The sequence below is a fragment of the Streptomyces sp. MA5143a genome (assembly GCF_900290235.1).
In the GTDB taxonomy this organism is placed as follows: domain Bacteria; phylum Actinomycetota; class Actinomycetes; order Streptomycetales; family Streptomycetaceae; genus Streptomyces.
In genome coordinates this window covers 12,630-37,817 of record NZ_OLMK01000030.1, presented here as the reverse complement: position 1 = coordinate 37,817, position 25,188 = coordinate 12,630, and the positions used below count along the sequence as shown (strand labels likewise).

23 protein-coding genes are annotated in these 25,188 nt (G+C 71.1%); 15 read left to right on the top strand and 8 right to left on the bottom strand.

Annotation, left to right across the window (positions count from 1 at the left end; genetic code table 11):
* Window positions 1-7 precede the first annotated feature (7 nt).
* The 12 genes from SMA5143A_RS15450 (at window position 8) to SMA5143A_RS15390 (ending at window position 15,184) form a co-directional block, all read left to right on the top strand.
* Window positions 8-952 (top strand): N-acetylneuraminate synthase family protein, encoded by a 945-nt coding sequence (locus SMA5143A_RS15450; RefSeq protein ID WP_107463497.1) that lies wholly within the window; start codon window positions 8-10, stop codon window positions 950-952.
* Window positions 953-996: 44 nt separating this feature from the next.
* Entirely contained in the window at window positions 997-2,160 is a 1,164-nt protein-coding gene (locus tag SMA5143A_RS15445; RefSeq protein ID WP_107463496.1) for a hypothetical protein, read from the top strand.
* 187 nt (window positions 2,161-2,347) lie between these two features.
* Window positions 2,348-3,544, top strand: coding sequence for a low temperature requirement protein A (locus SMA5143A_RS15440; RefSeq protein ID WP_107463495.1), 1,197 nt, complete (start codon window positions 2,348-2,350; stop codon window positions 3,542-3,544).
* Window positions 3,545-4,323: 779 nt separating this feature from the next.
* Complete coding sequence (locus tag SMA5143A_RS15430; protein ID WP_107463494.1) at window positions 4,324-5,577, top strand: amidohydrolase; 1,254 nt, start codon at window positions 4,324-4,326, stop codon at window positions 5,575-5,577.
* 395 nt (window positions 5,578-5,972) lie between these two features.
* Window positions 5,973-7,031 (top strand): BMP family lipoprotein, encoded by a 1,059-nt coding sequence (locus SMA5143A_RS15425; RefSeq protein WP_180303952.1) that lies wholly within the window; start codon window positions 5,973-5,975, stop codon window positions 7,029-7,031.
* 649 nt (window positions 7,032-7,680) lie between these two features.
* Window positions 7,681-8,736: a BMP family lipoprotein gene (locus tag SMA5143A_RS15420; protein WP_107463493.1), complete on the top strand. Its 1,056-nt coding sequence runs from the start codon at window positions 7,681-7,683 to the stop codon at window positions 8,734-8,736.
* 227 nt (window positions 8,737-8,963) lie between these two features.
* Window positions 8,964-10,580: an ABC transporter ATP-binding protein gene (locus SMA5143A_RS15415; RefSeq protein ID WP_107463492.1), complete on the top strand. Its 1,617-nt coding sequence runs from the start codon at window positions 8,964-8,966 to the stop codon at window positions 10,578-10,580.
* Window positions 10,580-11,704 carry an ABC transporter permease gene (locus SMA5143A_RS15410; RefSeq protein ID WP_099969561.1) on the top strand — a complete coding sequence of 375 codons (1,125 nt, stop codon included), beginning with the start codon at window positions 10,580-10,582 and terminating at the stop codon, window positions 11,702-11,704. The genes SMA5143A_RS15415 and SMA5143A_RS15410 overlap by 1 nt, the downstream gene beginning before the upstream one ends.
* Window positions 11,701-12,975, top strand: a complete 1,275-nt coding sequence (locus SMA5143A_RS15405) for an ABC transporter permease (protein ID WP_107463491.1) — start codon at window positions 11,701-11,703, stop codon at window positions 12,973-12,975. Before SMA5143A_RS15410 ends, SMA5143A_RS15405 begins: the two co-directional genes overlap by 4 nt.
* Window positions 12,972-13,364, top strand: coding sequence for a cytidine deaminase (locus SMA5143A_RS15400; protein ID WP_107463490.1), 393 nt, complete (start codon window positions 12,972-12,974; stop codon window positions 13,362-13,364). The genes SMA5143A_RS15405 and SMA5143A_RS15400 overlap by 4 nt, the downstream gene beginning before the upstream one ends.
* 101 nt (window positions 13,365-13,465) lie before the next feature.
* On the top strand, window positions 13,466-14,749 hold the full coding sequence (locus SMA5143A_RS15395) for a thymidine phosphorylase (RefSeq protein WP_107463554.1): 1,284 nt from the start codon (window positions 13,466-13,468) through the stop codon (window positions 14,747-14,749).
* A 45-nt stretch (window positions 14,750-14,794) separates the two neighbouring features.
* Window positions 14,795-15,184 carry an STAS domain-containing protein gene (locus SMA5143A_RS15390; RefSeq protein ID WP_107463553.1) on the top strand — a complete coding sequence of 130 codons (390 nt, stop codon included), beginning with the start codon at window positions 14,795-14,797 and terminating at the stop codon, window positions 15,182-15,184.
* On the opposite strand, the gene SMA5143A_RS15385 is transcribed toward SMA5143A_RS15390, so the two are convergent.
* Together SMA5143A_RS15385 and SMA5143A_RS15380 are read right to left on the bottom strand one after the other, a co-directional pair.
* A complete protein-coding gene (locus tag SMA5143A_RS15385; RefSeq protein ID WP_107463489.1) occupies window positions 15,077-16,087 on the bottom strand; it encodes a sigma-70 family RNA polymerase sigma factor in 1,011 nt (336 codons plus the stop codon). The genes SMA5143A_RS15390 and SMA5143A_RS15385 overlap by 108 nt on opposite strands.
* A gap of 146 nt (window positions 16,088-16,233) precedes the next feature.
* Window positions 16,234-17,502, bottom strand: a complete 1,269-nt coding sequence (locus SMA5143A_RS15380; RefSeq protein ID WP_107463488.1) for an MFS transporter — start codon at window positions 17,500-17,502, stop codon at window positions 16,234-16,236.
* A gap of 63 nt (window positions 17,503-17,565) precedes the next feature.
* Between SMA5143A_RS15380 and SMA5143A_RS15375 the strand changes: the two genes are divergently transcribed.
* Window positions 17,566-18,528 (top strand): LysR family transcriptional regulator, encoded by a 963-nt coding sequence (locus SMA5143A_RS15375; protein WP_181361866.1) that lies wholly within the window; start codon window positions 17,566-17,568, stop codon window positions 18,526-18,528.
* A gap of 26 nt (window positions 18,529-18,554) precedes the next feature.
* Here SMA5143A_RS15375 and SMA5143A_RS15370 read toward each other — a convergent pair whose 3' ends face one another.
* The gene (locus tag SMA5143A_RS15370) at window positions 18,555-19,325 is read right to left on the bottom strand and encodes an alpha/beta hydrolase (protein ID WP_107463486.1); all 771 of its coding nucleotides are present in this window, start codon (window positions 19,323-19,325) and stop codon (window positions 18,555-18,557) included.
* 113 nt (window positions 19,326-19,438) lie between these two features.
* Between SMA5143A_RS15370 and SMA5143A_RS15365 the strand changes: the two genes are divergently transcribed.
* Together SMA5143A_RS15365 and SMA5143A_RS15360 are read left to right on the top strand one after the other, a co-directional pair.
* Window positions 19,439-20,599, top strand: a complete 1,161-nt coding sequence (locus SMA5143A_RS15365) for an adenosine deaminase (RefSeq protein WP_107463485.1) — start codon at window positions 19,439-19,441, stop codon at window positions 20,597-20,599.
* A 139-nt stretch (window positions 20,600-20,738) separates the two neighbouring features.
* Entirely contained in the window at window positions 20,739-21,110 is a 372-nt protein-coding gene (locus SMA5143A_RS15360; protein WP_107463484.1) for an ATP-binding protein, read from the top strand.
* 76 nt (window positions 21,111-21,186) lie between these two features.
* On the opposite strand, the gene SMA5143A_RS15355 is transcribed toward SMA5143A_RS15360, so the two are convergent.
* The 5 genes from SMA5143A_RS15355 to afsQ1 form a co-directional block, all read right to left on the bottom strand.
* A complete protein-coding gene (locus SMA5143A_RS15355) occupies window positions 21,187-21,387 on the bottom strand; it encodes a PspC domain-containing protein (RefSeq protein ID WP_055515954.1) in 201 nt (66 codons plus the stop codon).
* Between the two features lie 124 nt (window positions 21,388-21,511).
* Entirely contained in the window at window positions 21,512-22,063 is a 552-nt protein-coding gene (locus SMA5143A_RS15350; protein ID WP_107463483.1) for a VanZ family protein, read from the bottom strand.
* Between the two features lie 87 nt (window positions 22,064-22,150).
* Window positions 22,151-22,795 (bottom strand): hypothetical protein, encoded by a 645-nt coding sequence (locus SMA5143A_RS15345; protein ID WP_258193539.1) that lies wholly within the window; start codon window positions 22,793-22,795, stop codon window positions 22,151-22,153.
* 41 nt (window positions 22,796-22,836) lie between these two features.
* Window positions 22,837-24,537 (bottom strand): ATP-binding protein, encoded by a 1,701-nt coding sequence (locus SMA5143A_RS15340; RefSeq protein WP_375136489.1) that lies wholly within the window; start codon window positions 24,535-24,537, stop codon window positions 22,837-22,839.
* Window positions 24,435-25,112, bottom strand: coding sequence for a two-component system response regulator AfsQ1 (afsQ1, locus tag SMA5143A_RS15335; protein ID WP_055515961.1), 678 nt, complete (start codon window positions 25,110-25,112; stop codon window positions 24,435-24,437). The genes SMA5143A_RS15340 and afsQ1 overlap by 103 nt, the downstream gene beginning before the upstream one ends.
* Window positions 25,113-25,188 lie beyond the last annotated feature (76 nt).

Here is a 25,188-nt window from a genome sequence, read left to right as displayed (position 1 = left end):
TTCCACCATGTCTGCGACCAACTCCCGCCTCCGCACCTTCGGTACCGAGCGCATCGCCGGCCCCGGCCAGCCCGTCTACATCTGCGGCGAGATCGGCATCAACCACAACGGCGAGCTGGAGAACGCCTTCAAGCTGATCGACGTCGCCGCCGAGGCCGGCTGCGACGCCGTCAAGTTCCAGAAGCGCACCCCCGAGATCTGCACCCCCCGCGACCAGTGGGACATCGAGCGCGACACCCCCTGGGGCCGCATGACCTACATCGACTACCGCCACCGTGTGGAGTTCGGTGAGGACGAGTACCGCCAGATCGACGCGTACTGCAAGGAGAAGGGCATCGCCTGGTTCGCCTCCCCGTGGGACACCGAGGCCGTCGCCTTCCTGGAGAAGTTCGACGTCCCCGCCCACAAGGTGGCCTCCGCCTCCCTCACCGACGACGAGCTGCTGCGCGCGCTCCGCGGCACCGGCCGCACGGTCATCCTCTCCACCGGTATGTCCACCCCGAAGCAGATCCGCCACGCGGTCGAGGTCCTCGGCTCGGACAACATCCTGCTCTGCCACGCCACCTCGACGTACCCGGCGAAGGCCGAGGAGCTGAACCTCCGCGTCATCAACACCCTCCAGGCCGAGTACCCGAACGTCCCGATCGGCTACTCCGGCCACGAGACGGGCCTGCAGACCACGCTCGCCGCGGTCGCCCTCGGCGCCACCTTCGTCGAGCGCCACATCACCCTCGACCGCGCGATGTGGGGCTCCGACCAGGCCGCCTCCGTCGAGCCCCAGGGCCTCACCCGCCTGGTCCGCGACATCCGCACCATCGAGGCCTCCCTCGGCGACGGCGTCAAGAAGGTCTACGACTCCGAGCTCGGCCCCATGAAGAAGCTGCGCCGTGTCTCCGGCGTCGTCGCCGAGGCGGAGATCGCGGCGGCGGCGGGCGAGCCGGTCGGCGTCTGACACCTCATCCCCCACCCACCAAGGGAAGCGACGGTCGTACGTCGATGAGCCCCCGCGCCGGAACCGCCGGCCCCCACACTCTCGCCTTCGTCGAGAGCCCGGTACAGCTCCTGAACGTGCTGGAGTGGGCGCACGCCCACGCCCTCGGCACGCGACAGGCCCCCGGCGCGGGGCCGGCCTCCGAGCCGGGGGAGCCCTCCGGCCTCGCCGCCTCCTACGGCGTGCGACCGTCGCCCGGGGCGTCCGGCACGGGACTCACCCTGGTCGTCCTGTCGCCCAACGACCCCATGACCCGGGGCCAGTTGCGCCGTATGGCGGAGCTGGCGCGCGACGAGGGCCACGAGGTGCGCTGGGAGGAGGCCCGCGGCGGCACGGCGGCCCCGTTCCGCACCGTCGGCGGGCTCGCCCCGCTGCTGCGCGCCGCGCGCCGCGTCGTCCTGGGCGACCCCTTCTCCCGCTACGTCCAGCTCCTCCTGACGATCACCAGGGCACCGGACGTCGTCGTGGTCGACGACGGCACCGCCACCATGGAGTTCGTCTCCCAGCTGGCCCGTGGCGAACGCCTGGTCCGCTGGCACCGCAAGGGCGGCCGCCCCGGCCCCCGCGACCTGGTCTTCGCCCCGGTCTCCGCGAACGCCCGCAGACGGCTGACCCCGACGGCCGGCCGACGCGTGGAGGTCTTCTCCTCCATGCCGATCGACGAGGCCCCCGACGGTGTCACCGTCACCGCCAACGACTTCGCCTGGACCCGGGACCGCTTCGGCCCGCCCCGCATCACCAAGGGCGCGGACCTCGTCGGCACGTCCCTCGTGGAGACCGGCGTGGTGGACGGCGACCGCTACCTCGAAGCCGTCCGCGCCCTCGCCAGGGCCCACGGCGCGACCCGCTACTTCGCCCACCGCCGCGAGAGCGCCGACAAGCTCCACACCCTCGCGGCCGAGACGGGCCTGGAGATCGTCCGCCCCGACCTCCCCCTCGAACTGATCGCCCGCCGCGGCCCCATCGGCCGCACCATCCTCAGCTTCCCGTCGACCGTGGTCCACACCCTGCCGCTGGCCCTGGCGGGCACGGACGTACGCGTCGCCGTCTGCGACATCGACCCCAGCTGGCTGACCGAGACCGCCTCCCCCCGAGCCCAGGGCTTCCTCTCCGGAGTCACGGGCACGGCGAGGGACGTGCACCGCCTGTCGTCGGTGGCGCCGATCTAGGGTCTGTCGTTTGGATCATGCGGACTTCGGGCTACGGGCACCAATGGCCGCCGGTGAGCGGGGCTTGGTGCGAGCAGTCGCCGTCCCGCGCGGTCCCGGCGCATCCGGAGCGTGGGCTTCCCCGGTTATCGTGCCGCGTGGACGGGGCGCGGGCGAAGTGCCGCCCTCATGGGGGAGTGGGGAAGCAGTGACGACACACGGCGAACGCGCCCGGCTGACACCGACGGCGGACGGCCACAAGGTCACTCCCGCCGAACTCTTCTTCGACCTGGTCTTCGTCTACGCGATCACCCAGGTCACCGCCCTGATGGCGGACCACCCCACCGCCCTGCGCCTGCTGGGCGGCATGGTCGTCCTCGCCCTCCTGTGGTGGTGCTGGTGCTGCTTCGCCTGGCTCGGCAACGTCGTACGCGCCGACTCCGGCGGCCTGTTCGCGGTCCTGGTGGCGGTGATGGCCGTCGTCCTGATCGTCTCCATGACGGTCCCCGAGGTGTACGGCGACGCCTCGGGCGGCCTCCCCGCCCCCCTGCTCTTCGTGCTCTGCTACGGCGCGGTCCGCGTCCTGCACCTGACGACGTACTGGCTCTCCGACCCGGACGACAAGGCCCTGCGCGCCACCCTGCGCCGTACGGCCCTGCTGTCGGTCCTGCCGCCGTTCGCCCTGTTGCTGCTGGGCGCGGCCTTCGAGGGCGTGCCGCGGATCCTGATCTGGCTGTCCGCCGTCGCGATCGACTACGCGGGCATCTTCGTCACGGGCAAGTCGGGCTGGAGGGTAGCCTCCCCGGCGCACTTCTCCGAACGGCACGGCCTGATCGTCATCATCGCGCTCGGCGAGTCGATCGTCGCGATCGGCGTGGGCGCGACCGGCTCCCCCGTGACGGTCCCCGTGCTCGTCGCGGCGTCCCTCGGCCTGCTGGTCGCGGCCGCGCTGTGGCACCTGTACTTCCACGGGGTGAGCGAGCCCCCGGAACACCGCCTCGCCGAACTGACCGGCGACGCCCGCACGGTCCTGGCCCGCGATGTCTACACGTTCCTCCACCTGCCGCTGGTGGCGGGCGTGGTGATCACCGCCCTCGGCATGAAGAAGACGCTCCACCAGGTCGCCGACACCGACCACTACGGCCTGAGCGAGCCGTTGCACGGCATGCCGGCCTGGGCCCTCGCGGGCGGGGCGGGCCTCTTCCTCCTCGGCTCGGCCGCGATCCTGCTCCGCACGACGGGCCGCCGCTCCCCGTCCCTCCTCATCGGCGGCACGGCCTGCCTGGCGGTGGGCCCGGCGGTGACCCTGATCCCGGCCCTGGCCGCCCTGGCGGTGCTGGCGGCCACCCTCACGGGCCTGCTGCTGCTCCACGGAAGGACGACGGGGGAGAGGGAGACGCCGTAGCCGTCGAGGTCGTCGAGGTCGTCGAGGTCGTCGAGGTCGCCGGGCGGGCCGGAGGGCCGGTGCCGTGACCACCCACGGCTTCGCCGTCCACGCGGCGTTCCGGATCTACCTGTGAGCACGTACGTACGTGCCCTGCGCCGCCCCGCCCCGCCATTCCAAGGGCCCCGCCAGGGGCGACTATCGGACAAACCGGCCCCCGCCCCACCGTCCGCCTCCCTCCGCCTCCCACGCGACTCCAGCCGGCCTCAGCCGCGACGCAAGGGGCGTGGCCGACCCTCACGGTCGGGCGTCCACCCGCCCCGCAGCGTCACCGCACCACCACCCGCCCGCCCCCGCGCCCCGTGGTGACCCTGGTCACCATCGACCCCTCGATCCTCACCTCACAGCCCCACCCCGTACCTGGTGAGTCTCGCCCGCCGTAGCCGAAGCGTCACCCAACGGCGCCAGCTTCGGCACATCACGGCGCCCGGAACGTGGTATCCGTGGAACGTGGGAATCGTTCGGGTACCCCCGGACGTTTGGACGATGGGATTCGCGGGCAACCCCCGGCGTTCCCGGAGGGACGCCCCGGTCATCCCGGTGGGTCGCGCCGTCGGCGCCGCGTCGATCGCGTCCCGTCCATGAGGTCTGCCCGCCACGAAAGGCGGACGGGTATACCCATCCCTGCCAATACGTATGCGTCGTGCGGCCAGAAATCTTCCCCTTACGGGCTGATTTTTTGTTGATCGAGGGTTAGAAGGTCGCTCGATCGCCCTACCCTTCAGAGGGTGAACCAACTGATGTCCCGAGAGTCCGAGGCCGATCTGTCCGGGGAAGCCGAAGCCGCCCTCCCCGGCACCCTGCCCGAAGCCCTGCGTGCCGAACTCGTCGCGTTCCGCCGCGACTTGCACATGCACCCCGAGCTCGGAAACCAGGAGTTCCGCACGACCGCCGCGATCAAGGCCCGCCTGGAGAAGGCAGGGCTCCGACCGCGCGTGCTCGACAGCGGAACCGGACTCATCTGTGACATCGGCGACTGGGACGGCGGCCGGCCCCGCCTCGCGATGCGCGCCGACATCGACGCGCTGCCCATCCCGGACACCAAGGTGGACTGCGAGTACCGCTCCACCGTCCCGGACCGCGCCCACGCCTGTGGCCACGACGTGCACACCACCGTCGTGCTCGGCGCCGGGCTCGTCCTCGCCGACCTGCACCGCAAGGGACAGCTGCCACGCCCCGTCCGGCTGATCTTCCAGCCCGCCGAGGAGGTCCTGCCCGGCGGCGCCGGCGATGTGATCAGGAGCGGTGGCCTCGACGGCGTCGGGCGGATCATCGCCGTGCACTGCGACCCGAGGGTCGACGCCGGCCGTATCGGTCTGCGCCACGGCCCCATCACGTCGGCCTGCGACCGCCTGGAGATCGCCCTCGACGGCCCCGGCGGCCACACCGCCCGCCCCCACCTGACCACCGACCTCGTCACGGCCGCCGCCCGCGTCGTCACCGACGTGCCGGCGCTGGTCGCCCGCCGGGTCGACGCCCGCAGCGGACTCTCCGTGACCTGGGGCCGCGTCGAGTCGGGCCACGCCCCGAACGTGATCCCGCAGCACGCCGAGCTGTCCGGCACCGTGCGCTGCCTCGACATCAACGCCTGGCGGCAGGCGCCCGACCTGGTGCACGAGGCGATCGCCGAGGTCGCGACCCTGCACCGCGCCAAGTCCGAGATCAACTACGTCCGGGGTGTCCCGCCGGTCGTCAACGACCCCGTCGTCACCGAGCTGATCCACGACGCCATGGTCGCCCGCCGCGGCGCCACGGCCGTCGAGGACACCGAGCAGAGCCTCGGCGGCGAGGACTTCTCCTGGTACCTGGAGCACGTCCCCGGCGCCATGGCCCGCCTGGGTGTCCGCCGCGCGGGCGACCTCACGGTCCGCGACCTCCACCAGGGCGACTTCGACGCGGACGAGCACGCCATCACCGTGGGCGTCGAGCTGTTCACCGCCGCCGCCCTCCTGGACGCCCGTATGCAGGTCCTCGACACCGCCGCGACCTCCTAGAGGGCGGGAGGCGGGTGCGGGCGTCCCGCAGCGCACGGTCGTCCCGCACGCCACCCCGGCGCACGGCCTCCACAGACCCGGTACCCGATCCGCACCCCCTCCGGTTGCGGCGCCCCCGCCCTCGCGGCAGCCTGGTGCGCGTGTCGTACGGCCCCCGTACGGCGCGCGCACCGTCACGCTGAAGTCACCCCGCAGACACGGAACGCGAGAGACGCGCGAAGGGCTATGCCCCAAGCGTCCCTTTCGATCCCATGGTTCACGAGGACGTAACCGGCCATCGGCACGAATGGATAACGGCCAGTCGAAACCCCGTTCCCAGGAGTGTCTACGCGCGTTAATGTGCGCCGAACTGAGCACCCGGCTGCGGGGCTTTGGAGAAGATGGGGAACTTCAAGATGCGTCGGATTTCCAAACTGACCCGCGTCGCGGTGGGGGTCGCGTCGCTGGCGCTCGCCGCCACGGCCTGTGGCGGGACCAGCAGCGAGAGCGGCAACGGCGGCGACGGCGAGAGCAAGGGCACCAAGGGCCTCGCCATCGCGTACGACATCGGCGGCAAGGGCGACCAGTCCTTCAACGACGCGGCGTACGCGGGCCTGCAGAAGGCCGAGAAGGAGTTCGGCTACAAGACGGCCGACATCGAGCCCACCGAGGGCGAGACGGACGCCGACAAGCAGCAGCGTCTGGAGTCCCTCGCCAAGCAGGGCTACAACCCGGTCGTCGGTGTCGGCTTCGCCTACGGCCCGGCCATGGAGGCCGCGTCCAAGAAGTTCCCGAAGACGACGTTCGGCATCGTCGACTCGGTCGTCGAGGGCGACAACGTGGCGTCCCTCGTCTTCGCCGAGGAGCAGGCCTCCTACCTCGCCGGTGTCGCGGCGGCCAAGGCCACCAAGTCGAACACCGTGGGCTTCGTGGGCGGTGTGGACATCCCGCTCATCCACAAGTTCGAGGCCGGCTACAAGCAGGGTGTCCAGGACACCAGCGGCGGCAAGGTCAAGGTCATCTCGCAGTACCTGACCCAGACGGCCGAGGAGGGTGGCTTCTCCAGCCCGGACAAGGGCAAGGCCGCCGCCGAGGGCCAGATCGAGAAGGGCGCGGACGTCCTCTACGCCGCCGCCGGTCTCTCCGGCCAGGGTGTCATCGAGGCCGCCGCCAAGGCGAAGGTCTGGGCGATCGGTGTCGACTCCGACCAGTACAAGCAGGAGGCCCTCGCCTCCTACAAGGGCTCCATCCTCACCTCGGCCCTCAAGGACGTCGGCGGCGCGGTCTACACGCTCGCCAAGTCCGTCGAGGACGGCAAGCCGCTCACCGGCGTCCAGACGTTCGACCTGAAGGTCAACGGCGTCGGCCTGGCCGAGTCGAACCCGGAGTTCGCGAAGATCGCCGGTCTCTCCGCCGCCGTCGCCAAGGCGAAGGAAGAGATCATCAGCGGCAAGATCAAGGTCAAGACCGAGTAGTCCCCACTCCGGCTCCCAAGAGCCGGAGTGACCAGAACCGGGCGGGCGCCACAACGGCGCCCGCCCGCTTCGTTTTCGTAGGACGGGGACAGCACGCCACGCCCGTCAGGGGGTGCTCCCGGGTCCCGTCACGGAGATGCGCACGGGTGGTGCCGCCTCGCCGGGTGAGACGCGACAGACCCTCGGGCAACCCCGCCCCCCGGAGTGGCGAAAAATGCACCACCCCTGCCACCCGCTCGACGCCCCAGGCAGGTCTCCCCTCCCCCTCACCGCCCCGGAACACCCCCGCCAGGGGCGCGGGGAACCGCGCGACAAGCCACAACAGACCCGCACACGCCACCGCGCGCGCATCCGCCCCCCACCGCGCGCGCATCCACCACCCACCGCCCGCGCAGGCGCCCCTTTCCAAGCCGCGGGGAACCGCGCGACCAGCCACAACGGACCCGCACCCGTCACCCCGCCGCATCCACCCCCACCGCCCGCGCCGACGACCCCCACTCCCCTCGCGACACGGCCCCATAACAACAGGGCAACCGGGGCTTTCCCGCCAGGGTCTACGCGCGTTACCCTCGGCGAAAGCCAGCGCCGACGCTGTGAAGCACCACTGAGCAGTACCCTCCGGCGCTTGTACGACTAGGAGCACCAGAACATGCGCCGGGTTTCCCGCATCGCGGTCGCAGGCGCAGCGACCGCCTCCCTCGCCCTCACCCTCTCCGCCTGTGGCGGCACCTCGACGGAGGCCTCGTCCTCCTCCGACGCGAAGGGCGGCGACAAGGGCCTCGCGATCGCGTACGACGTCGGCGGCAAGGGCGACCAGTCCTTCAACGACGCCGCGTTCGCGGGCCTGGAGCAGGCGAAGAAGGAGTTCGGGTACCAGACCCAGGACATCGAGCCCACCGAGGGCGAGACGGACGCCGACAAGGAGCAGCGCCTGGTCTCCCTGGCCAAGCAGGGCTACAACCCGGTCATCGGCGTCGGCTACGCGTACGCGACCGCCGTGAAGGAGGCCGCCGAGCAGTACCCGGACACCACCTTCGGCATCGTGGACGACTCCACCGTCCAGCTGAAGAACGTGGCCGACCTCGTCTTCTCCGAGGAGCAGGCCTCCTACCTCGCGGGCGTCGCGGCCGCCAAGAGCACCAAGACGAACGTGGTCGGCTTCGTGGGCGGCGTGGACATCCCGCTGATCCACAAGTTCCAGGCCGGCTTCGAGCAGGGCGTCAAGGACACCAACCCCAAGGCCAAGGTGCTCACCCAGTACCTCACCCAGACGGCCGAGGAGGGCGGCTTCTCCAGCCCCGACAAGGGCAAGTCGGCCGCCGAGGGCCAGATCGAGAAGAAGGCCGACGTCGTGTACGCGGCGGCCGGTCTGTCCGGTCAGGGCGTGATCGAGGCCGCCGCCGCCAACAAGGTGTGGGCGATCGGCGTCGACTCCGACCAGTACAAGCAGGAAGCCCTCGCGAAGTACAAGGACGCGATCCTGACCTCGGCGATGAAGGACGTCGCCAAGGCGGTGTACAACCTGGCGCAGTCGGTCGAGGACGGCAAGCCCGAGACCGGTATCGTCAGGGGCGATCTGAAGAGCGGTGAGGTCGGCCTCGCCGGCTCGAACCCCACGTTCAAGGACGACACCAAGCTCCAGGAGGCCCTCGAGACGGCCAAGGAGAAGATCATCAGCGGCGAGATCAAGGTCAAGACCAGCTGAGCCAGCAGAACCTCGAGCAGACACGCGACCCCGGGGGAGTGCGGCAGGGCGGGAGCCGTACATCCGGCCCGCACCTCCCCGGAGCCGCTGGTAACCGCGGGGTTACGTCCGCTCAACGGGGTACGGGGAGTCTGGCTCCCTGTACCCCGTTGTCTCGGGCGTCGCCCCTTTCGATGCCGTAGGGGCGCTACGCGCGTAGACGACCCCCTTTCCCAGGAGAGTGCGCCATCAACGCGTCCAGCAGCCCTCCGGCCGACGCGGCGGTCAACGGTCAGGCGACCGCCGTCGAACTCGCCGGGATCACCAAGCGATTCCCCGGCGTGGTGGCCAACCACGACATCCACCTCACCGTCCGCAAGGGCACCGTCCACGCCCTCGTCGGTGAGAACGGTGCCGGCAAGTCGACCCTGATGAAGATCCTCTACGGCATGCAGAAGCCGGACGAGGGCACCATCGCGGTCGACGGCCACCAGGTGAGCTTCTCGTCCCCCGCCGACGCCATCGCGCGCGGCATCGGCATGGTGCACCAGCACTTCATGCTGGCCGACAACCTCACCGTTCTGGAGAACGTGGTCCTCGGCAGCGAGAAGCTCTACGGCATCGGCGCCAAGGCCCGCCGCACGATCAAGGAGATCTCCGACCGGTACGGCTTCGGGGTCCGCCCCGACGTCCTCGTGGAGGAACTCGGCGTCGCCGAGCGCCAGCGCGTGGAGATCCTCAAGGTCCTCTACCGCGGCGCCCGCACCCTGATCCTCGACGAGCCCACCGCCGTGCTGGTGCCGCAGGAGGTCGAGGCGCTCTTCGCCAACCTGCGCGAGCTCAAGGCACAGGGCCTGTCGGTCATCTTCATCTCCCACAAGCTGGGTGAGGTGCTGTCGGTCGCCGACGAGATCACCGTCATCCGGCGCGGCACGACCGTCGGTACGGCCGTCCCCGCCGAGACCACCCCGCGCCAGCTCGCCGAGCTGATGGTCGGCAGCGAGCTGCCCACCCCGGAGACCGCCGAGTCCACGGTCACCGACCGCGCCGTCCTCAGCGTCGACAAGCTGCGGCTCACGGCGCCCGGCGGCAAGGCCCTCCTGGACGACATCAGCTTCACCATCCACGCGGGCGAGGTCCTCGGCCTCGCCGGCGTCGAGGGCAACGGCCAGACCGAGCTGATCGACGCGCTGATCGGTCTGAAGGCCGCCGACTCCGGCACCGTCCGGCTGGCCGACGACGAGATCACCACGTGGCCCACCCGCAAGCGCCGTGAGCAGGGTGTCGGCTACATCCCCGAGGACCGCCACCGGCACGGTCTGCTCCTGGAGGCCCCCCTCTGGGAGAACCGTATCCTCGGTCATGTGACCGAGCGGCCCAACGCCAAGGGCGTCTGGCTCGACCCGAAGGCCGCCCAGGAGGACACACGCCGGATCGTCGCCGAGTACGACGTCCGCACCCCCGGCATCGACGTCACCGCCGCCTCCCTGTCCGGCGGCAACCAGCAGAAGCTGATCGTCGGCCGCGAGATGAGCCACAAGCCGCGCTTCCTGATCGCCGCCCACCCCACCCGCGGTGTGGACGTCGGCGCGCAGGCCCAGATCTGGGACCAGATCCGGGAGGCCCGCCGCGAGGGTCTGGCCGTGCTGCTGATCTCCGCCGACCTCGACGAGCTGATCGGCCTGTCCGACACCCTCCGGGTGATCTACAACGGCAAGCTGGTCGCGGACGCCGACCCGGCCACCATCACCCCCGAGGAGCTCGGCTCCGCCATGACCGGTGCCGCCACCGGCCACCTCGAACACGAAGAGACCCCCGAGACGCCGGGCTCGGCCCCCGAGTCTCCGGAAGGCGAGGCCCGCTGATGAAGAAGTTCGACAAGGAGCGGGTGCTCCTCGCGGTGGCCGGGCCGGTCCTCGCGCTCGCCGTAGCCTTCGTGCTGACCGCGATCGTGCTGCTCGCGTCCGGCAAGAACCCGGTCGAGCCGTTCACGATCATGTTCGAGCAGGCGTCGTTCTCGGACATCCAGGTCCGGATCATCAACCAGGCGTCGCTGTACTACATCGCGGCCCTCGCGGTGGCCATCGGCTTCCGTATGAACCTGTTCAACATCGGTGTCGACGGCCAGTACCTGCTCGGCGCCATGATGGCCGCGATCGTCGGCGCCCACATGGACCTGCCGGCGTTCCTCCAGGTCCCGCTGCTGATGCTCACGGCGATCTTCACCGGTGCCTTCTGGGCAGGCATCGTCGGTGTCCTCAAGGTCACCCGCGGGGTCAGCGAGGTCGTCGCGTCGATCATGCTCAACGCGATCGCGACCTCGATCATCGGCTACCTCTGGCTGCCGAACGTCTTCGGCGTCAAGGTCGGCAACAACAACACCACCGGCGAGATGGCCGAGTCCGGCTGGGTCCCCGGCATCGACATGGGCGCCGCCGGCGAGATCTACGGCCTGGTCCTCCTCGCCGTCGCGCTCGGCGTGGGCTACTGGGTCGTCATCAACCGCACCCGCTTCGGCTTCGACCTGCGCGCCTCCGGCGCCTCGGAGACGGCCGCCGCGGCCAGCGGTGTCGACCCCAAGCGGATGATCCTCACCGCGATGCTGATCTCCGGCGGTGTCGCCGGCCTCGCGGGTCTGCCGATCCTCCTCGGCGACACCCACACCTACAGCCTGAACTTCCCCACCGGCATCGGCTTCCTCGGCATCGGCATCGCCCTGCTGGGCCGCAACAGCCCCGTCGGCATCGCCTTCGCGTCCCTGCTGTGGGCCTGGCTCGACAAGGCGTCGCCGGAGCTGGACTTCCACGGCTACGACAAGGAGATCGCGGTCATCATGCAGGGCCTGATCGTGCTCTCGGTCGTCGTCTCCTACGAGACCGTCCGTGAGTGGGGCCTGCGCCGCCAGCAGCGCCGCGTCGGCGCCGAGCTCGCCGCCGGGAACGTCCTCGGCGCGGACAACAACGTCAAGAAGGAGGTGGCTGGCCGATGACCACGAGCACCACCGCGACCGACCTCAACCAGCCCTCGCTGGAGCCCACCGCCCGCACCGGGCGGAAGATGTCGCTGCCCGTGCTGCTGCTGGTCATCGCCGGCGTCCTGGCACTCACCTCGCTCGTGCGCATCATCACCGGCGCGAACGGCATCACCAACGTCAGCCAGATGTCCACCGCGCTGGAGCTGGCCGTCCCGATCGGCCTCGCCGGTCTCGGCGGTCTGTGGGCCGAGCGCTCGGGCGTGGTCAACATCGGCCTCGAGGGCATGATGATCCTCGGCACCTGGTTCGGTGCCTGGGCCGGCTTCCAGTACGGCCCGTGGACCGGCGTCCTCGTCGGTATCGCCGGCGGCGCGATCGGCGGTCTGCTGCACGCCTTCGTCACCGTCACCTTCAACGTCAACCACATCGTCTCCGGTGTGGCCATCAACATCCTCGCCCTCGGCGCCACCCGCTACCTCGCCCCGCTGGCCTTCGAGGGCCACCAGGGCGGTTCCGCCAAGCAGTCCCCGCCGGTCGAGTCCATCGGCGACTTCACCATCCCCGGACTGTCGGACGCGCTGACGGAACTCAACTCCAAGGGCTGGTTCTTCATCTCGGACCTCGCCGGCCTGCTCGGCGGTCTGGTCACCAACGTGTCGTGGCTGACCCTCGTCGCCGTCGCTCTGATCCCCGCCACCTGGTGGATCCTGTGGCGCAGCGCCTTCGGTCTGCGGCTGCGCTCCTGCGGTGAGAACCCGATCGCCGCCGAGTCCCTCGGCGTCAACGTCTACAAGTACAAGTACATCGCCGTGATCATCTCCGGCGGTCTGGCCGGCCTCGGCGGAGCCTTCCTCTCCATCGTCGCCAACCCCTTCTACCTGGAGGGCCAGACCAGCGGCCGCGGCTTCATCGGCCTCGCAGCGATGATCTTCGGCAACTGGATGCCGGGCGGCCTGGCCCTCGGCGCCGGCCTGTTCGGCTACACCGACAGCCTCAACCTGCGCGGCGGCTCGGAGAACGTCCACGCCCTGCTGCTGCTCGGCGCGCTGCTGCTGCTCATCGGCGCGATCTGGCTGGCCGTCCGCAGGAAGTTCGTCCCGGCCCTGATCACCGCCGTCATCGGCGCCCTGGTGTTCACCTGGTACGCCACCACCAACGAGGTCCCGAACCAGGTCGTCGCCGCGACCCCGTACGTCATCACCCTGATCGTCCTCGCGCTCTCCGCGCAGCGGCTGCGGATGCCGAAGGCGGACGGCCTGCCGTACCGGAAGGGACAGGGCAAGTGACCGCCGTCGACTGGGAGAAGCTGCGTACGGTGGCCCGGGACGCCATGTCCCGGGCGTACGCCCCGTACTCCGGCTACCCGGTCGGCGTGGCCGCCCTCGTCGACGACGGCCGGATCGTCTCGGGCTGCAACGTCGAGAACGCCTCCTACGGGCTCGGCCTGTGCGCGGAGTGCGGTCTCGTCTCGGAGCTGCAGAACAGCGGCGGCGGCCGCCTCACGCACTTCACCTGTGTGGACGGCAAGGGCGAGGTCCTCGTCCCGTGCGGCCGCTGCCGGCAGCTGCTGTACGAGTTCGGCGGCCCGGACCTGCTGCTGGAGACTCCCGGCGGGATCCTCCCCCTCGCGGAGATGCTGCCCCAGGCCTTCGGCCCGGACCATCTCACCAAGTAACTCCCAAGCGGCCCCTCCTGACGACCGGTCGGAGGGGCCGCTCCCTTTCCGATCCGTACCGGGTCGCTTTCGGAACCTTCGAAAGGAAAGCCATGACTGTGTTGTCGATGGACGCCATCTCCGTGATCCGCACCAAGCGGGACCGCGGTGAGCTGAGCGACGAGCAGATCGACTGGGTCATCGACGCGTACACCCGCGGGGAGGTCGCCGACTACCAGATGGCCGCCCTGAACATGGCGATCCTGCTCAACGGCATGAACCGCCGCGAGATCGCCCGCTGGACGGCCGCGATGATCGCCTCCGGCGAGCGCATGGACTTCTCGTCGCTGTCCCTGCCGACCGCCGACAAGCACTCCACCGGCGGCGTCGGCGACAAGATCACCCTTCCGCTGGCGCCCCTGGTCGCGGCCTGCGGCGCGGCCGTCCCCCAGCTCTCCGGCCGCGGCCTCGGCCACACCGGCGGCACCCTCGACAAGCTGGAGTCCATCCCCGGCTGGCGCGCCCTCCTCTCCAACGAGGAGATGCTGTCCGTGCTGGACGGCGTGGGCGCGGTGATCTGCGCGGCGGGTGACGGTCTGGCCCCCGCCGACAAGAAGCTGTACGCGCTCCGCGACGTCACCGGCACCGTCGAGGCCATCCCGCTGATCGCCTCCTCGATCATGTCGAAGAAGATCGCGGAGGGCACCGGCTCCCTGGTCCTCGACGTGAAGGTCGGCAGCGGCGCCTTCATGAAGACCATCGAGGACGCCCGTGAGCTGGCCTCCACGATGGTCGGCCTGGGCACGGACCACGGGGTGAAGACCGTGGCGCTCCTGACGGACATGTCCACCCCGCTGGGCCTGACCGCCGGCAACGCGCTGGAGGTCCGCGAGTCGGTCGAGGTCCTCGCGGGCGGCGGCCCGGCGGACGTCGTCGAGCTGACGATCGCGCTGGCCCGCGAGATGCTCGACGCGGCCGGCGTGAAGGACGCCGACCCGGCGAAGGCGCTGGCCGACGGCTCCGCCATGGACGCCTGGCGCCGCATGATCGCGGCCCAGGGCGGCGACCCCGACGCGGAGCTCCCCACCTCCCGTGAGCAGCACATCGTCACGGCCCCCTCCTCGGGCGTCCTGACCCGCCTCGACGCCTACGACATCGGCATCGCCGCCTGGCGTCTCGGCGCCGGCCGCGCCCGCAAGGAGGACCCGGTGCAGGCCGCCGCGGGCGTCGAGATGCACGCCAAGCCCGGTGACACCGTCACCGAGGGCCAGCCGCTGCTCACCCTGCACACGGACACCCCCGAGCGCTTCTCCTACGCGCTGGAGGCCGTCCAGGGCTCCTACGACATCGCCGCGGCGGGCACGCCGTTCACCCCGAACCCGATCGTGCTGGACCGCATCGCCTGAGCGGGCTGGCCTGCCACGGCCGACGCCGCTGTCGTCGTGTCCGCGATGAGTTCCGGGGGCCGGTCCGGTCTACCGATCGTGGATGCGACGACACCCGCCGTACTCGTGCTGCCAGGCCCCGTCACCCGGGACGAGGTGCCCCGGCTCTGTGCCGAGGTGCGCGCGCGACTGGAGACGGACCGGGCGGGAGGGGTGGTGGTGTGCGACGTCGCCGGGATCGGGCCGCCCGGGCTGGGGGCCGTCGACCTGCTGGCCCGGTTGCAGCTCACGGCGAAACGGGCCGGGGGTCGCATACGGCTGCGGGACCCCGCCCCGGCGCTGTGCGCGCTACTGCGCCTGGTCGGGCTTGCCCTCGATGTGGAGGGGCAGGTCGAAGAGGGGGAACCAGCGGGCGGTGTCCAGGAAGCAGTGGAACCCGGCGATCCGGCCCTCTGATATCTCCAGCACCTGCACGGCCCAGGCGGTGAAGCCGCCCTTCTCCTCGTCCGGCTTGTACTGCGCGAAGCCCGGCAGGCCGTTCACCGCGACGGGCACCAGGTGCGAGCCGGCGCAGGCGGCACCCAGCGTGGTCATGAACCCGGTGATGTCTCCCGTGCCGGTCAGCCACAGGTCGAACGGCGGCATCGTCATCACCGCGTCCTCGTGCAGCAGGGCCGTCAGCGCCGTCATGTCGTACCCCTCGAAGGCGGCGACATAGCGCTCCAGCAGCTTCTGCTGCTCCTCGTCGAGGGGGTCGGAGACATCGCCCTCGGCGACCCGGCCGTCGCCGTCGCCGAGGGTGGCGCGGGCCCGCTGGAGCGCGCTGTTCACCGAGGCGACCGAGGTGTCCAGCAGCTCGGCGACCTCGCTCGCCTTCCACGCCAGCACCTCGCGCAGGATGAGCACGGCCCGCTGCTTGGCGGGCAGCTTCTGCAGGGCGGCGACGAAGGCGAGGCGCACGGACTCCTTGGCCACGGCCGCCTCCGCCGGGTCGGCGGTCGACGGCAGCACCCGGGCGTCCGGGACGGGCTCCAGCCAGGTGTTGTCGGGGCGGGGGGCGAGGGCGGCCTGGGCGAGGGGTGTCGACTCGGTGAGATCCATGGGACGGGCCCTCTTGTTCCCCGCGGTCAGCATGTCCAGGCAGACGTTCGTCGCGATGCGGTACAGCCACGACCGCAGGGAGGAGCGGCCCTCGAACTTCTCGTAGCTCCGCCAGGCCCGGATCATGGTGTCCTGCACGGCGTCCTCCGCCTCGAAGGACGAGCCGAGCATCCGGTAGCAGTACCCGGTCAGCTCGACCCGGTGCTTCTCCAGCCGGACGTCCAGATCCGCCGTCACCGTCGCCGTACCGTCACTCATGGCCAACCCACCCCTGTGGCTCATTTCCGTCACACGCACCAGTGCGCGCCAACACTCCGGAAGCTACCGCAGCCCACTGACAATGGCCCCCGGAGCGGAAGAAGGGCCAGGTCAGCGGGCTGGGGTGGAACGGGGTGGAGGGAGTGTCAGACGGTGGCGAGCCTCCGCTGCACACGAGCCGCACGCGACCCCACCACGGTGATCGCCACGACCCCCAGCACAGCCAGCAGGCCCATGGACACGGTGCCGAGCCAGCCGCCCGCGTGGAACGCCATCGCCCCGAGCGTGCTGCCCGCGCTGGACCCCACGTAGTAGGCCGACTGGTACAGCGCGGACGCCTGCGCCCGCCCCTCCTTCGCCGTGTGGCTGACCGCCGACGACGCCACGGCGTGCCCGGCGAAGAACCCGGCGGTGATCAGCACCAGCCCGATCAGCACCAGCGGCAGCGAACCGGACAGCGAGACCAGCAGACCGGCGGTCGTCGTACCGCCCGCCAGGTACAGCGCACCCCGCCGCCCCAGCCGCGCCACCAGCTTCCCGGCGGTGGAGGCGGACACCGTGCCGACCAGGTACACCAGGAAGACCGACCCGATGACACCCTGCGGCAGCGAGAACGGGGCGTCGGTCAGCCGGTAGCCGATGACCGTGTAGACGGCGCCGAAGACGGTCATGAAGAGCGCGCCGATGGCGTACAGCCGCCGCAGCAGCGGGTCGCCGAGGTGCGAGCGGACCGTACGGGCCAGCGCCGCCGGCCGCAGCGAGCCCGCCACGAAGTGCCTCGGCGCGGGCAGCAGCAGACGGAAGGCCACCGCGCACCCCACCGCGATCAGACCGAGCACACCGAGCGCGACCCGCCAGCCCCACTCCTGCGCGACCCAGCCGGTCACGATCCGTCCGCTCATACCGCCGACGCTGTTGCCGGCGACGAACAGACCGATCGCGGTGACGAGGGCCTTCGGGCGGACCTCCTCGGCGAGATAGGCGGTCGCCGAGGCCGGCACCCCGGCCAGCGCCGCGCCCTGCACGGCGCGCAGCACCACCAGCGCGACGAGCGAGGGCGCGAAGGGGATCAGCAGCCCGACCGTGACCGCGACCGCCAGCGACGCGGTCATCACCGCGCGCCGCCCGAACCGCTCCGACAGCGCGCTCATCGGCAGCACGAACAGCGCCAGCGCACCGGTCGCCGCCGACACCGTCCAGCTCGCCGCGCTCGCCGTGCCCCCGAAGTCGGTCGAGATCAACGGCAGCAGGGCCTGCGTGGAGTAGAGGAGGGCGAAGGTGGCGACTCCCGCGAGGAACAGCGCCAGGCTCATCCGGCGGTAGCCGGGACCTCCCGGCGCCACACGGGAATCGACGGGGATGCTGACTGATCCGGCGCCCACCCTGGTGGACGCCTCGGTACTGGCGGAAGGCATGCCTCGAAACTACGTACGCCGTTATTCATCCGTCCAATGCATGGAACCCCCATAATCGTTCCTGTGACGCATCAGCAGAGGTCAGAGCCACGACTGTCACCGTCCGGTGACACAGAAGACATCGAGGACATCGTCCTGCGGCTCGCCCCCCGCCTCGCCTACTTCGCCGGTGTCGCCCGTACCGAGCACGTCACGCGGGCCGCGCGGGAGATGCAGGTCCCGCAGTCGACCCTGTCGCGGGCCATGGTCCGGCTCGAACAGGACCTGGGCGTCGACCTGTTCGCCCGCCGCGGCCGCACGGTGTCCCTCACCCACGCGGGCCGCACCTTCCACGCCTCTGTGGAACGCGCCCTCGCCGAGATCGAGCGGGCCGCCGACGAGGTGCGCGCCGACGCCGACCCGGCCACCGGCAAGGTCGCCTTCGGCTTCCTGCACACGATGGGCGCCGAGACCGTCCCCGGTCTCCTCCACGCCTTCCGCGCCGAGCACCCCCGCGTCCGCTTCAGCCTCGTCCAGAACTACGGCGAGGCCATGATCGAACGCCTGCGCGCGGGCGAACTCGACCTCTGCCTCACCTCGCCCGTCCCGGACGCCCCCGACCTCGTCGCCCGCCGCCTCGACGAGCAGAAGCTCCGCCTCGTCGTCCCCGCCGACCACCGTCTCGCCGCTCGTAAACGGGTCCGCCTCGCCGAGGCCGCCGACGAAACGTTCGTCACCCTCGAACCCGGCTACGGCATGCGCCGCATCACCGACGACCTCTGCGAACAGGCGGGCTTCAAACCCCGTATCGCGTTCGAGGGCGAGGAGGCCGAGACGCTGCGCGGCCTCGTCGCCGCCGGTCTGGGTGTCGCGCTGCTGCCCCCGCCGGCCGTCCCGAGGCCGGGCGTCGTGGAACTGACCGTCACCGCACCCCGGGCGGCCCGGGAGATCGGCGTGGCCTGGCTGGCCGGCCACCCGGACACACCCCCGGTGGCCGCCTTCAAGAAGTTCCTGCTGTCGAGGAAGGGCCGCCTCCTGCACGACTGATCGCGTGCGGGAGGAGCCACAGCCCCTCAGCCGCCCCACCGGGAGCGGGCCGCTCCGAAGCCGGAGGCGAGCGGCATGCGCAGGCCCAGCGGCGGCGGCGCGGCGAGCGCGTCCTCCACGGGGCGCGCGAACGCCCGGCCGAACAGCACGCCCATCACGAAGTCCGAGGCGAGCGCGTGCACCTCGTCGCGGTACTGCGTCAGCCCGTGCCGGTCCGCGTGCACCTCGAACCGGCAGATGTCGGGGTTCGTCTTCTTCGCGCGCGCGGCGTACCGGAAGGACAGCTCGGGGTCGACCCGTTCGTCGTTCGTGCCGTGCACGATCAGCACCCGCCGCCCCGCGAGCTGTTTCACCGGTTCGGGCGTCGCCGCCGCGCCCTCCTCGGGCAGCCAGGGAGCGATCGCCAGTACGGAGTTGACGGCGTCGTGCCCCCCGGCGTGCAGCGCGGCGCGCGCCCCCATGTGCAGCCCCACCAGGCACACCGGTACGTCCCCGTACCGCCGGACCACCTCGTCCGCGGCCCACTCGGCGTCCCGCGCGAGCCGTGCCTCCGTGCCGTTCCAGCCGCGGTGGCGGTAGTGCACGACATGGGCCGCCAGGCCCTCGTCGCGCCCCGCGCGGACCAGCCGGCGCCCCAGGGCGCGGACGGAGGCGGTGGCGACCATGGGGGAGGGTCTGCGGAGGGAAGCCTCGTCGCCGGCCGGGAGAAGCAGGACCACCGCGCCGACCGTGCTGGGCTCCGGGCCGAACGTCCGCCCAAGTCGGGGCGTCCGTACCGGCATTGCTTGCTGCGCCATGACAGAACAGTGTCAGAAGAGATGGTGTACGCCACCCGTCCTGCGGGTCACCGTTGGGTCTCGACGGCACCGCCCGACAGGTGCTCTACGCGCGTAGGCGATAAGGTGCGAAAATGACGAACCAGACTGACCGGACCGGAACCACCCCGGACTCGGACCAGATCCGCCGGGCGCCCAAGGTTCTGCTGCACGACCACCTCGACGGCGGGCTCCGTCCCGGCACCGTCGTCGAACTCGCCGACGCCGCCGGCTGCACCTCCCGGCTGCCGGAGACCGACCCCGACCGGCTCGGCGTCTGGTTCCGCGAGGCCGCCGACTCCGGTTCCCTGGGGCGGTACCTGGAGACCTTCTCCCACACCGTCGGTGTCATGCAGACCCGTGACGCGCTCGTCCGGGTCGCCACCGAGTGCGCGGAGGACCTCGCCGAGGACGGTGTCGTCTACGCCGAGGTCCGCTACGCCCCCGAGCAGCACCTCGACGGCGGCCTGAGCCTCGAAGAGGTCGTCGAGGCCGTCAACGAGGGCTTCCGCGAGGGTGAGCGCCGGGCCAGGGAGGCAGGGCGCCGCATCCGCGTCGGCGCCCTGCTCACCGCCATGCGGCACGCCGCCCGCGCCCTGGAGATCGCCGAACTCGCCAACCGCTACCGCGACCTGGGCGTGGTCGGCTTCGACATCGCAGGCGCGGAAGCCGGCTACCCGCCCACCCGGCACCTCGACGCCTTCGAGTACCTCAAGCGGGAGAACAACCACTTCACCATCCACGCCGGTGAGGCCTTCGGGCTTCCCTCCATCTGGCAGGCGTTGCAGTGGTGCGGCGCCGACCGGCTCGGCCACGGCGTGCGCATCATCGACGACATCCAGGTCCACGAGGACGGCTCGGTGAAGCTCGGCCGGCTCGCCTCCTACGTCCGCGACAAGCGCATCCCGCTGGAGCTCTGCCCCAGCTCCAACCTCCAGACGGGCGCCGCCCGTTCGTACGCCGAGCACCCCATCGGGCTGCTGCGGCGGTTGCACTTCCGCGCCACGGTCAACACCGACAACCGGCTGATGTCCCACACCAGCATGAGCCGTGAATTCGAGTACCTGGTCGAGGCTTTCGGTTACACGCTCGACGACATGCAGTGGTTCTCGGTCAATGCTATGAAGTCAGCATTCATTCCTTTCGATGAACGACTGGCCATGATCAATGACGTGATCAAGCCCGGATATGCCGAGTTGAAATCCGAATGGCTGTTCCGTCAAACGGTCTCCACCAGCGGATCTGTCGACGAATAGCGTCCGGCAATCCATTCCGGGAGCGGCCGCGTGGAGGGTGACGCGGCCGCTTGTCGATGTTTGCCACCGGCGGGACTTTGGTGTTTACGTTTCGGCACCGCTCACCACCCGTCGAACGCATTCCAAGGACGCATTCAACATGAAGCAGTCTGCTGCCAAGACCCTCGGTGTCGCCGCCCTCGGTGCCGCCATCGCCGCTGCGGGCGCGGGCGCCGCGAACGCCGCCCCGAGCGTGCCGGCCGCTCCCGACACCTCCCAGGCCGTGGGCACCGTCACCCAGTCGCTGCCCGTAGGGAACGTGTCGAAGGCGCTGCCGGGAGCCGGCGGAACCGTCACCCAGGGGCAGCGTGCGCTCGGCGCGGGTCTGGAGTCGGCGCAGCCCGCCGTCGCCAACGTCCTCGCCGAGGGGCCGACCGGCCCCGTCGGTGGCCTGCTGGGCGGCCTCCCCGTCGGCAAGACCCTGCCCACCAAGGGCCTCGGCGTGAACGGCATGCCCCTCGGCGGCGCCTGAGCGGACCGCTCCACCCGTACGCCGATGGGGCGCACCCTGCGAGGGTGCGCCCCATCGGCGTGTCAGCGGAGGTGCGTCACCACGCCGTGCGGGCCTTCCCCTCGGACGGGAACAGGATCCACAGGGCTATGTAGAGCAGGAACTGCGGGCCCGGAAGCAGACACGACGCGAGGAACAGCACACGCATCGTGGTCGCGGAGGTGCCGAAGCGCCGTGCCAGCGCTGCGCACACTCCGCCGATCATCCGGCCTTCCGCGGGGCGGGCAAGGCGGCTCATGAGGGCTCCTTCGTCAGCGTAGGACGCCGGCCGCGGGCCGACGGTGGGGTGGGGCCTCCTGATGGCCGCCACTCTCTTTTCCACACCATCGACGCTACGGTGACGAAGCGGACGAAGCGTCCCTCTACGGAGCCATCCCGACCCTGGGAATCGTCGGGGTCCGACCCTGAGAATGCTCCTCACGGCGGTGGTCCCTCCGCACCCGGCTGTCCGCCCTGCGACGGAGCGCGGCCCTGGCCGCCGGGACGACGGCGACATGGGCGAGGCCCACACCGACCGCGTTCAGCAGGATCGAGTCGATGTCCACGACCTGGCCCGGCACCCCGGTCTGCAACAGCTCGACGGCCAGCGACAGCAGCGCCCCGGCCGCGACCGACCGGGCCAGCGAGGCGACCGGCGACACCGACAGCCGGCCGTGCACCAGCGGCAGCAGCACACCGAGCGGTGCCAGCAGCGCCAGCCCCTCGCCGATCCGCAGGGCCGCCTCCGGCCAGCCCAGCGCCAGATCGGCTCTGATCCCCGCGAAGGGCCGCATGTTGGTCGGACTCACCCAGGTGACGTCCAGCGGACGCAGCGTGATCCAGGCAACGACCGCGAGATGTGCGGCGAGGAGGACACCCCCCGCCGCACGAACACGGACCGCGGCACTACCGCCGCTCGTACCTTGACGCTGCACGCCCCCCAAGACGCGCCCTCCGGCGCGAACGGTTCCGCTCGATTTTTCCGGCGCCCCGGGGGAGCCGGCAGCGGCGGCGGAAAGACGTCAGGAACCCGAGACCTCCGTCGAGGGCGGTATCCCCGCCCCCGGATCCGACCGGACGTCCGCGGTGCACTCGTACCGGCGCAGCGCGTCGGCGCTGGTGCTGCCCAGGACGACCGAGCCGTTGTCGCCGGTCGCCGCCGTGTCCGCGAAGGTGCACACGATCTGCGCGAGGGCGTACTTGGGCAGGGCGTCGGGAGCGGTGGACAGCCGCAGGGTGTCGTCGGGGTCACCCGGCCGGGGGCCGGTCACCGTGATCCCGGGCGGCACGGCCGTGCGGTGGCCGGCCTCGTCCTCCACGCCCGACGGAGTCTCGCCCAGGGCCTTCAGGAGCCCCTGGGCGACGACCACGCGCCGCTTCGCCTCGTCCGTGCCGTCGGCGACCCGCACCGAACGGTCGACCCGGACGAGCGCCCCGGAGCAGAGCAGGAACACCTCGACGGGCATCCCGGACGGGCCGGCCTGCGTCGCGAGGTCCGTCATCGACGACTCGCAGGGCACCATCGAGGGCGCGGGGCCGAAGTCCGTCGGCACCTGGGTGGCCCGGATCCCGCAGCCCGCCAGCAGGCCGGTGAGCACCCCTCCCGCGGCCAGGATCCGTATGCCCCGCACCCGCGCGGCCCGCCCCTGTCGCTCTCGCGTCCGCATCCGCCGTACCCGTGTGTCTCTCGCCGGCACCTCTCGTATCGTCACTGCCCGTCCCCCTCGGTGTCCTGCGTGCCGCAGTCGCCCTGGTCCCCGTCGCGTTCCCCCGCGATCAGCGAGGCGGCGTCCCTGGGCAGGCGGAGGGTGAAGACCGCGCCTCCCTCGGGGGAGTTGGCGGCGGTGATCCCGCCGCCGTGGATGTGGGCGTTCTCCAGCGCGATGGACAGGCCGAGGCCGCTGCCCTCGGAGCGCGGCCGGGAGGCGCTCGCCTTGTAGAAGCGGTCGAACACATGCGGGAGGACGTCCTCGGGGATGCCGGGCCCGTGGTCCCGCACCTGGATCAACAGGTCCGCGTCGTTCTCGTCGCCTTCGCGCACCGAGACCCGCACCGGGGAACCGCCGTGCTTGAGGGCGTTGCCGATGAGGTTGGCGAGGATCACGTCCAGGCGGCGCGGGTCGAGGTTGGCCATGATGCCGCGCTCGGCGTCCAGGTCCACCGCGTCCAGCCAGGCGCGGGCGTCGATGCAGGCGGTGATCTGGTCGGCGATGTCCACGTCGTCGAGGACCAGCCGGGCCGTGCCCGCGTCGAAGCGGGTCACCTCCATCAGGTTCTCGACCAGGTCGTTCAGCCGCCGGGTCTCGCTCACCACGAGCCGTACGGCGGGCTCGATCATCGGGTCGACGCTGCCGGTCTCCGCGTCCAGCTCCTCCTCCAGCACCTCCGTGACGGCGGTGATCGCCGTCAGCGGTGTACGGAGTTCGTGCGACATGTCGGCGACGAAGCGGCGGGACGCCTCCTCGCGGGCGCTCATGTCGTCGACCTTCTTCTCCAGGGACTCGGCCGCGAGGTTGAAGGTCCGTGAGAGATCGGCCAGTTCGTCCGTGCCGGAGACCCGCAGCCGGGTGTCGAGCTTGCCCTCGCCGAGCCGCCGCGCGGCCACCCCGAGCCGCTGCACCGGCTTCAGCACGGTCGTCGCGGCGGCCTGCGCGAGCAGCGCCGAGCCGATCAGCGACAGAGCCGTCGCGATCCCCAGCGACCAGGCCAGCGAGTTGAGGTCCTCGGCCTCCTTCTCCAACGACTTGCGCATGTAGGCGGTCGGACCGCCGCCGATCATCCTCGCGCCCCCCACCAGATACGGGGTGTCGCCGTCGATGACCCGCTGCCAGTACACGTGGTACGGGTGCTGGTTCCCGGAGGTGATCTTCTGCCGCTTGTTGACGGCCTTCCGCAGGGACGCGGGCACGTCGTCGAGGGAGAAACCGTTCAGCGCGTTGTCGGTCGAGGAACCCGACACGGTCCTGCCGGAGGCGTCCTCGTCGAGGAGGAGCACACCGAAGCGCTCACCGCCGTCGGCCATCTTCCGTGCGGCGATCCGCAGTTGGTCCTGGGAGGGGTTCGGGCGGAGCGTGCTCACATGGCTTTGCAGCTCACGCTCGAAGTCGTTCAGCGCCGCGTCCTGCGCACGGCTCTGCACGGCCTCCCGGTTGAGCCAGTACGCGATACCGGACGCCGACACGGCTGCCGTGAGCGCCACCAGCCCGAACACCACCACCAGTCGCAGCCGCAGGCTGGTGAAACGAATCCGGGACTGGACCTTCGTACGCGTCGCGGACCAGCCGCGGATCCCCCCTCGAGCCTTTGTCACTGAGGAACGTCCAGCCGGTAGCCCACACCACGGACCGTACGGATCAGGGTCGGCGAGGACGGCACGTCCTCGACCTTCGCGCGCAGCCGCTGGACGCACGCGTCGACCAGCCGGGAGTCGCCCAGGTAGTCGTGCTCCCACACCAGGCGCAGCAACTGCTGCCGGGACAGGGCCTGTCCGGGGCGCCGGCTCAGCTCCAGCAGCAGCCGCAGCTCGGTCGGCGTCAGCTGGAGGTCCTCGCCGTTCTTCGTCACGGTCATGGCCGCGCGGTCGATGACGAGGCTGCCGAAGGTCGCCGCGTCATTGGCCTCGCGCTCACCGCGCCGCAGCACCGCGCGGATACGGGCGTCCAGCACCCGCCCCTGCACGGGCTTGACCACATAGTCGTCCGCACCGGACTCCAGACCCACCACGACGTCGATGTCGTCGCTGCGGGCGGTCAACAGGATGATCGGCAGCTGGTCGGTGCGCCGGATACGACGGCACACCTCGAAGCCGTCGATGCCGGGCAGCATCACGTCCAAAACGATCAGATCCGGCCGCTGTTCGCGCAGCAGCTTGAGACCATCCTCGCCGGTGGCGGCGGTGGCGACACGGTGCCCCTGGCGCGTCAGTGAGAGCTCCAGGGCCGTGCGGATGGCGTCGTCGTCCTCGATCAGCAACAGGGAAGGCACGGGCTCATTCTGGCCCATGGCATGGCCACGAATCGACCGTTGAAGCGCTCCCACGCGACACCCGCACACGATCGTG

What these genes read in the sequence shown, in the direction of transcription:
- SMA5143A_RS15450 (WP_107463497.1), top strand. Translation starts at nt 8, where the DNA reads ATGTCTGCGACCAACTCCCGCCTCCGCACCTTCGGTACCGAGCGCATC.
- SMA5143A_RS15445 (WP_107463496.1), top strand. Translation starts at nt 997, where the DNA reads ATGAGCCCCCGCGCCGGAACCGCCGGCCCCCACACTCTCGCCTTCGTC.
- SMA5143A_RS15430 (WP_107463494.1), top strand. Translation starts at nt 4,324, where the DNA reads ATGTCCCGAGAGTCCGAGGCCGATCTGTCCGGGGAAGCCGAAGCCGCC.
- SMA5143A_RS15425 (WP_180303952.1), top strand. Translation starts at nt 5,973, where the DNA reads ATGCGTCGGATTTCCAAACTGACCCGCGTCGCGGTGGGGGTCGCGTCG.
- SMA5143A_RS15420 (WP_107463493.1), top strand. Translation starts at nt 7,681, where the DNA reads ATGCGCCGGGTTTCCCGCATCGCGGTCGCAGGCGCAGCGACCGCCTCC.
- SMA5143A_RS15410 (WP_099969561.1), top strand. Translation starts at nt 10,580, where the DNA reads ATGAAGAAGTTCGACAAGGAGCGGGTGCTCCTCGCGGTGGCCGGGCCG.
- SMA5143A_RS15405 (WP_107463491.1), top strand. Translation starts at nt 11,701, where the DNA reads ATGACCACGAGCACCACCGCGACCGACCTCAACCAGCCCTCGCTGGAG.
- SMA5143A_RS15390 (WP_107463553.1), top strand. Translation starts at nt 14,795, where the DNA reads ATGAGTTCCGGGGGCCGGTCCGGTCTACCGATCGTGGATGCGACGACA.
- SMA5143A_RS15385 (WP_107463489.1), bottom strand. Translation starts at nt 16,087, where the DNA reads ATGAGTGACGGTACGGCGACGGTGACGGCGGATCTGGACGTCCGGCTG.
- SMA5143A_RS15380 (WP_107463488.1), bottom strand. Translation starts at nt 17,502, where the DNA reads ATGCCTTCCGCCAGTACCGAGGCGTCCACCAGGGTGGGCGCCGGATCA.
- SMA5143A_RS15370 (WP_107463486.1), bottom strand. Translation starts at nt 19,325, where the DNA reads ATGGCGCAGCAAGCAATGCCGGTACGGACGCCCCGACTTGGGCGGACG.
- SMA5143A_RS15365 (WP_107463485.1), top strand. Translation starts at nt 19,439, where the DNA reads ATGACGAACCAGACTGACCGGACCGGAACCACCCCGGACTCGGACCAG.
- SMA5143A_RS15360 (WP_107463484.1), top strand. Translation starts at nt 20,739, where the DNA reads ATGAAGCAGTCTGCTGCCAAGACCCTCGGTGTCGCCGCCCTCGGTGCC.
- SMA5143A_RS15355 (WP_055515954.1), bottom strand. Translation starts at nt 21,387, where the DNA reads ATGAGCCGCCTTGCCCGCCCCGCGGAAGGCCGGATGATCGGCGGAGTG.
- SMA5143A_RS15345 (WP_258193539.1), bottom strand. Translation starts at nt 22,795, where the DNA reads ATGCGGACGCGAGAGCGACAGGGGCGGGCCGCGCGGGTGCGGGGCATA.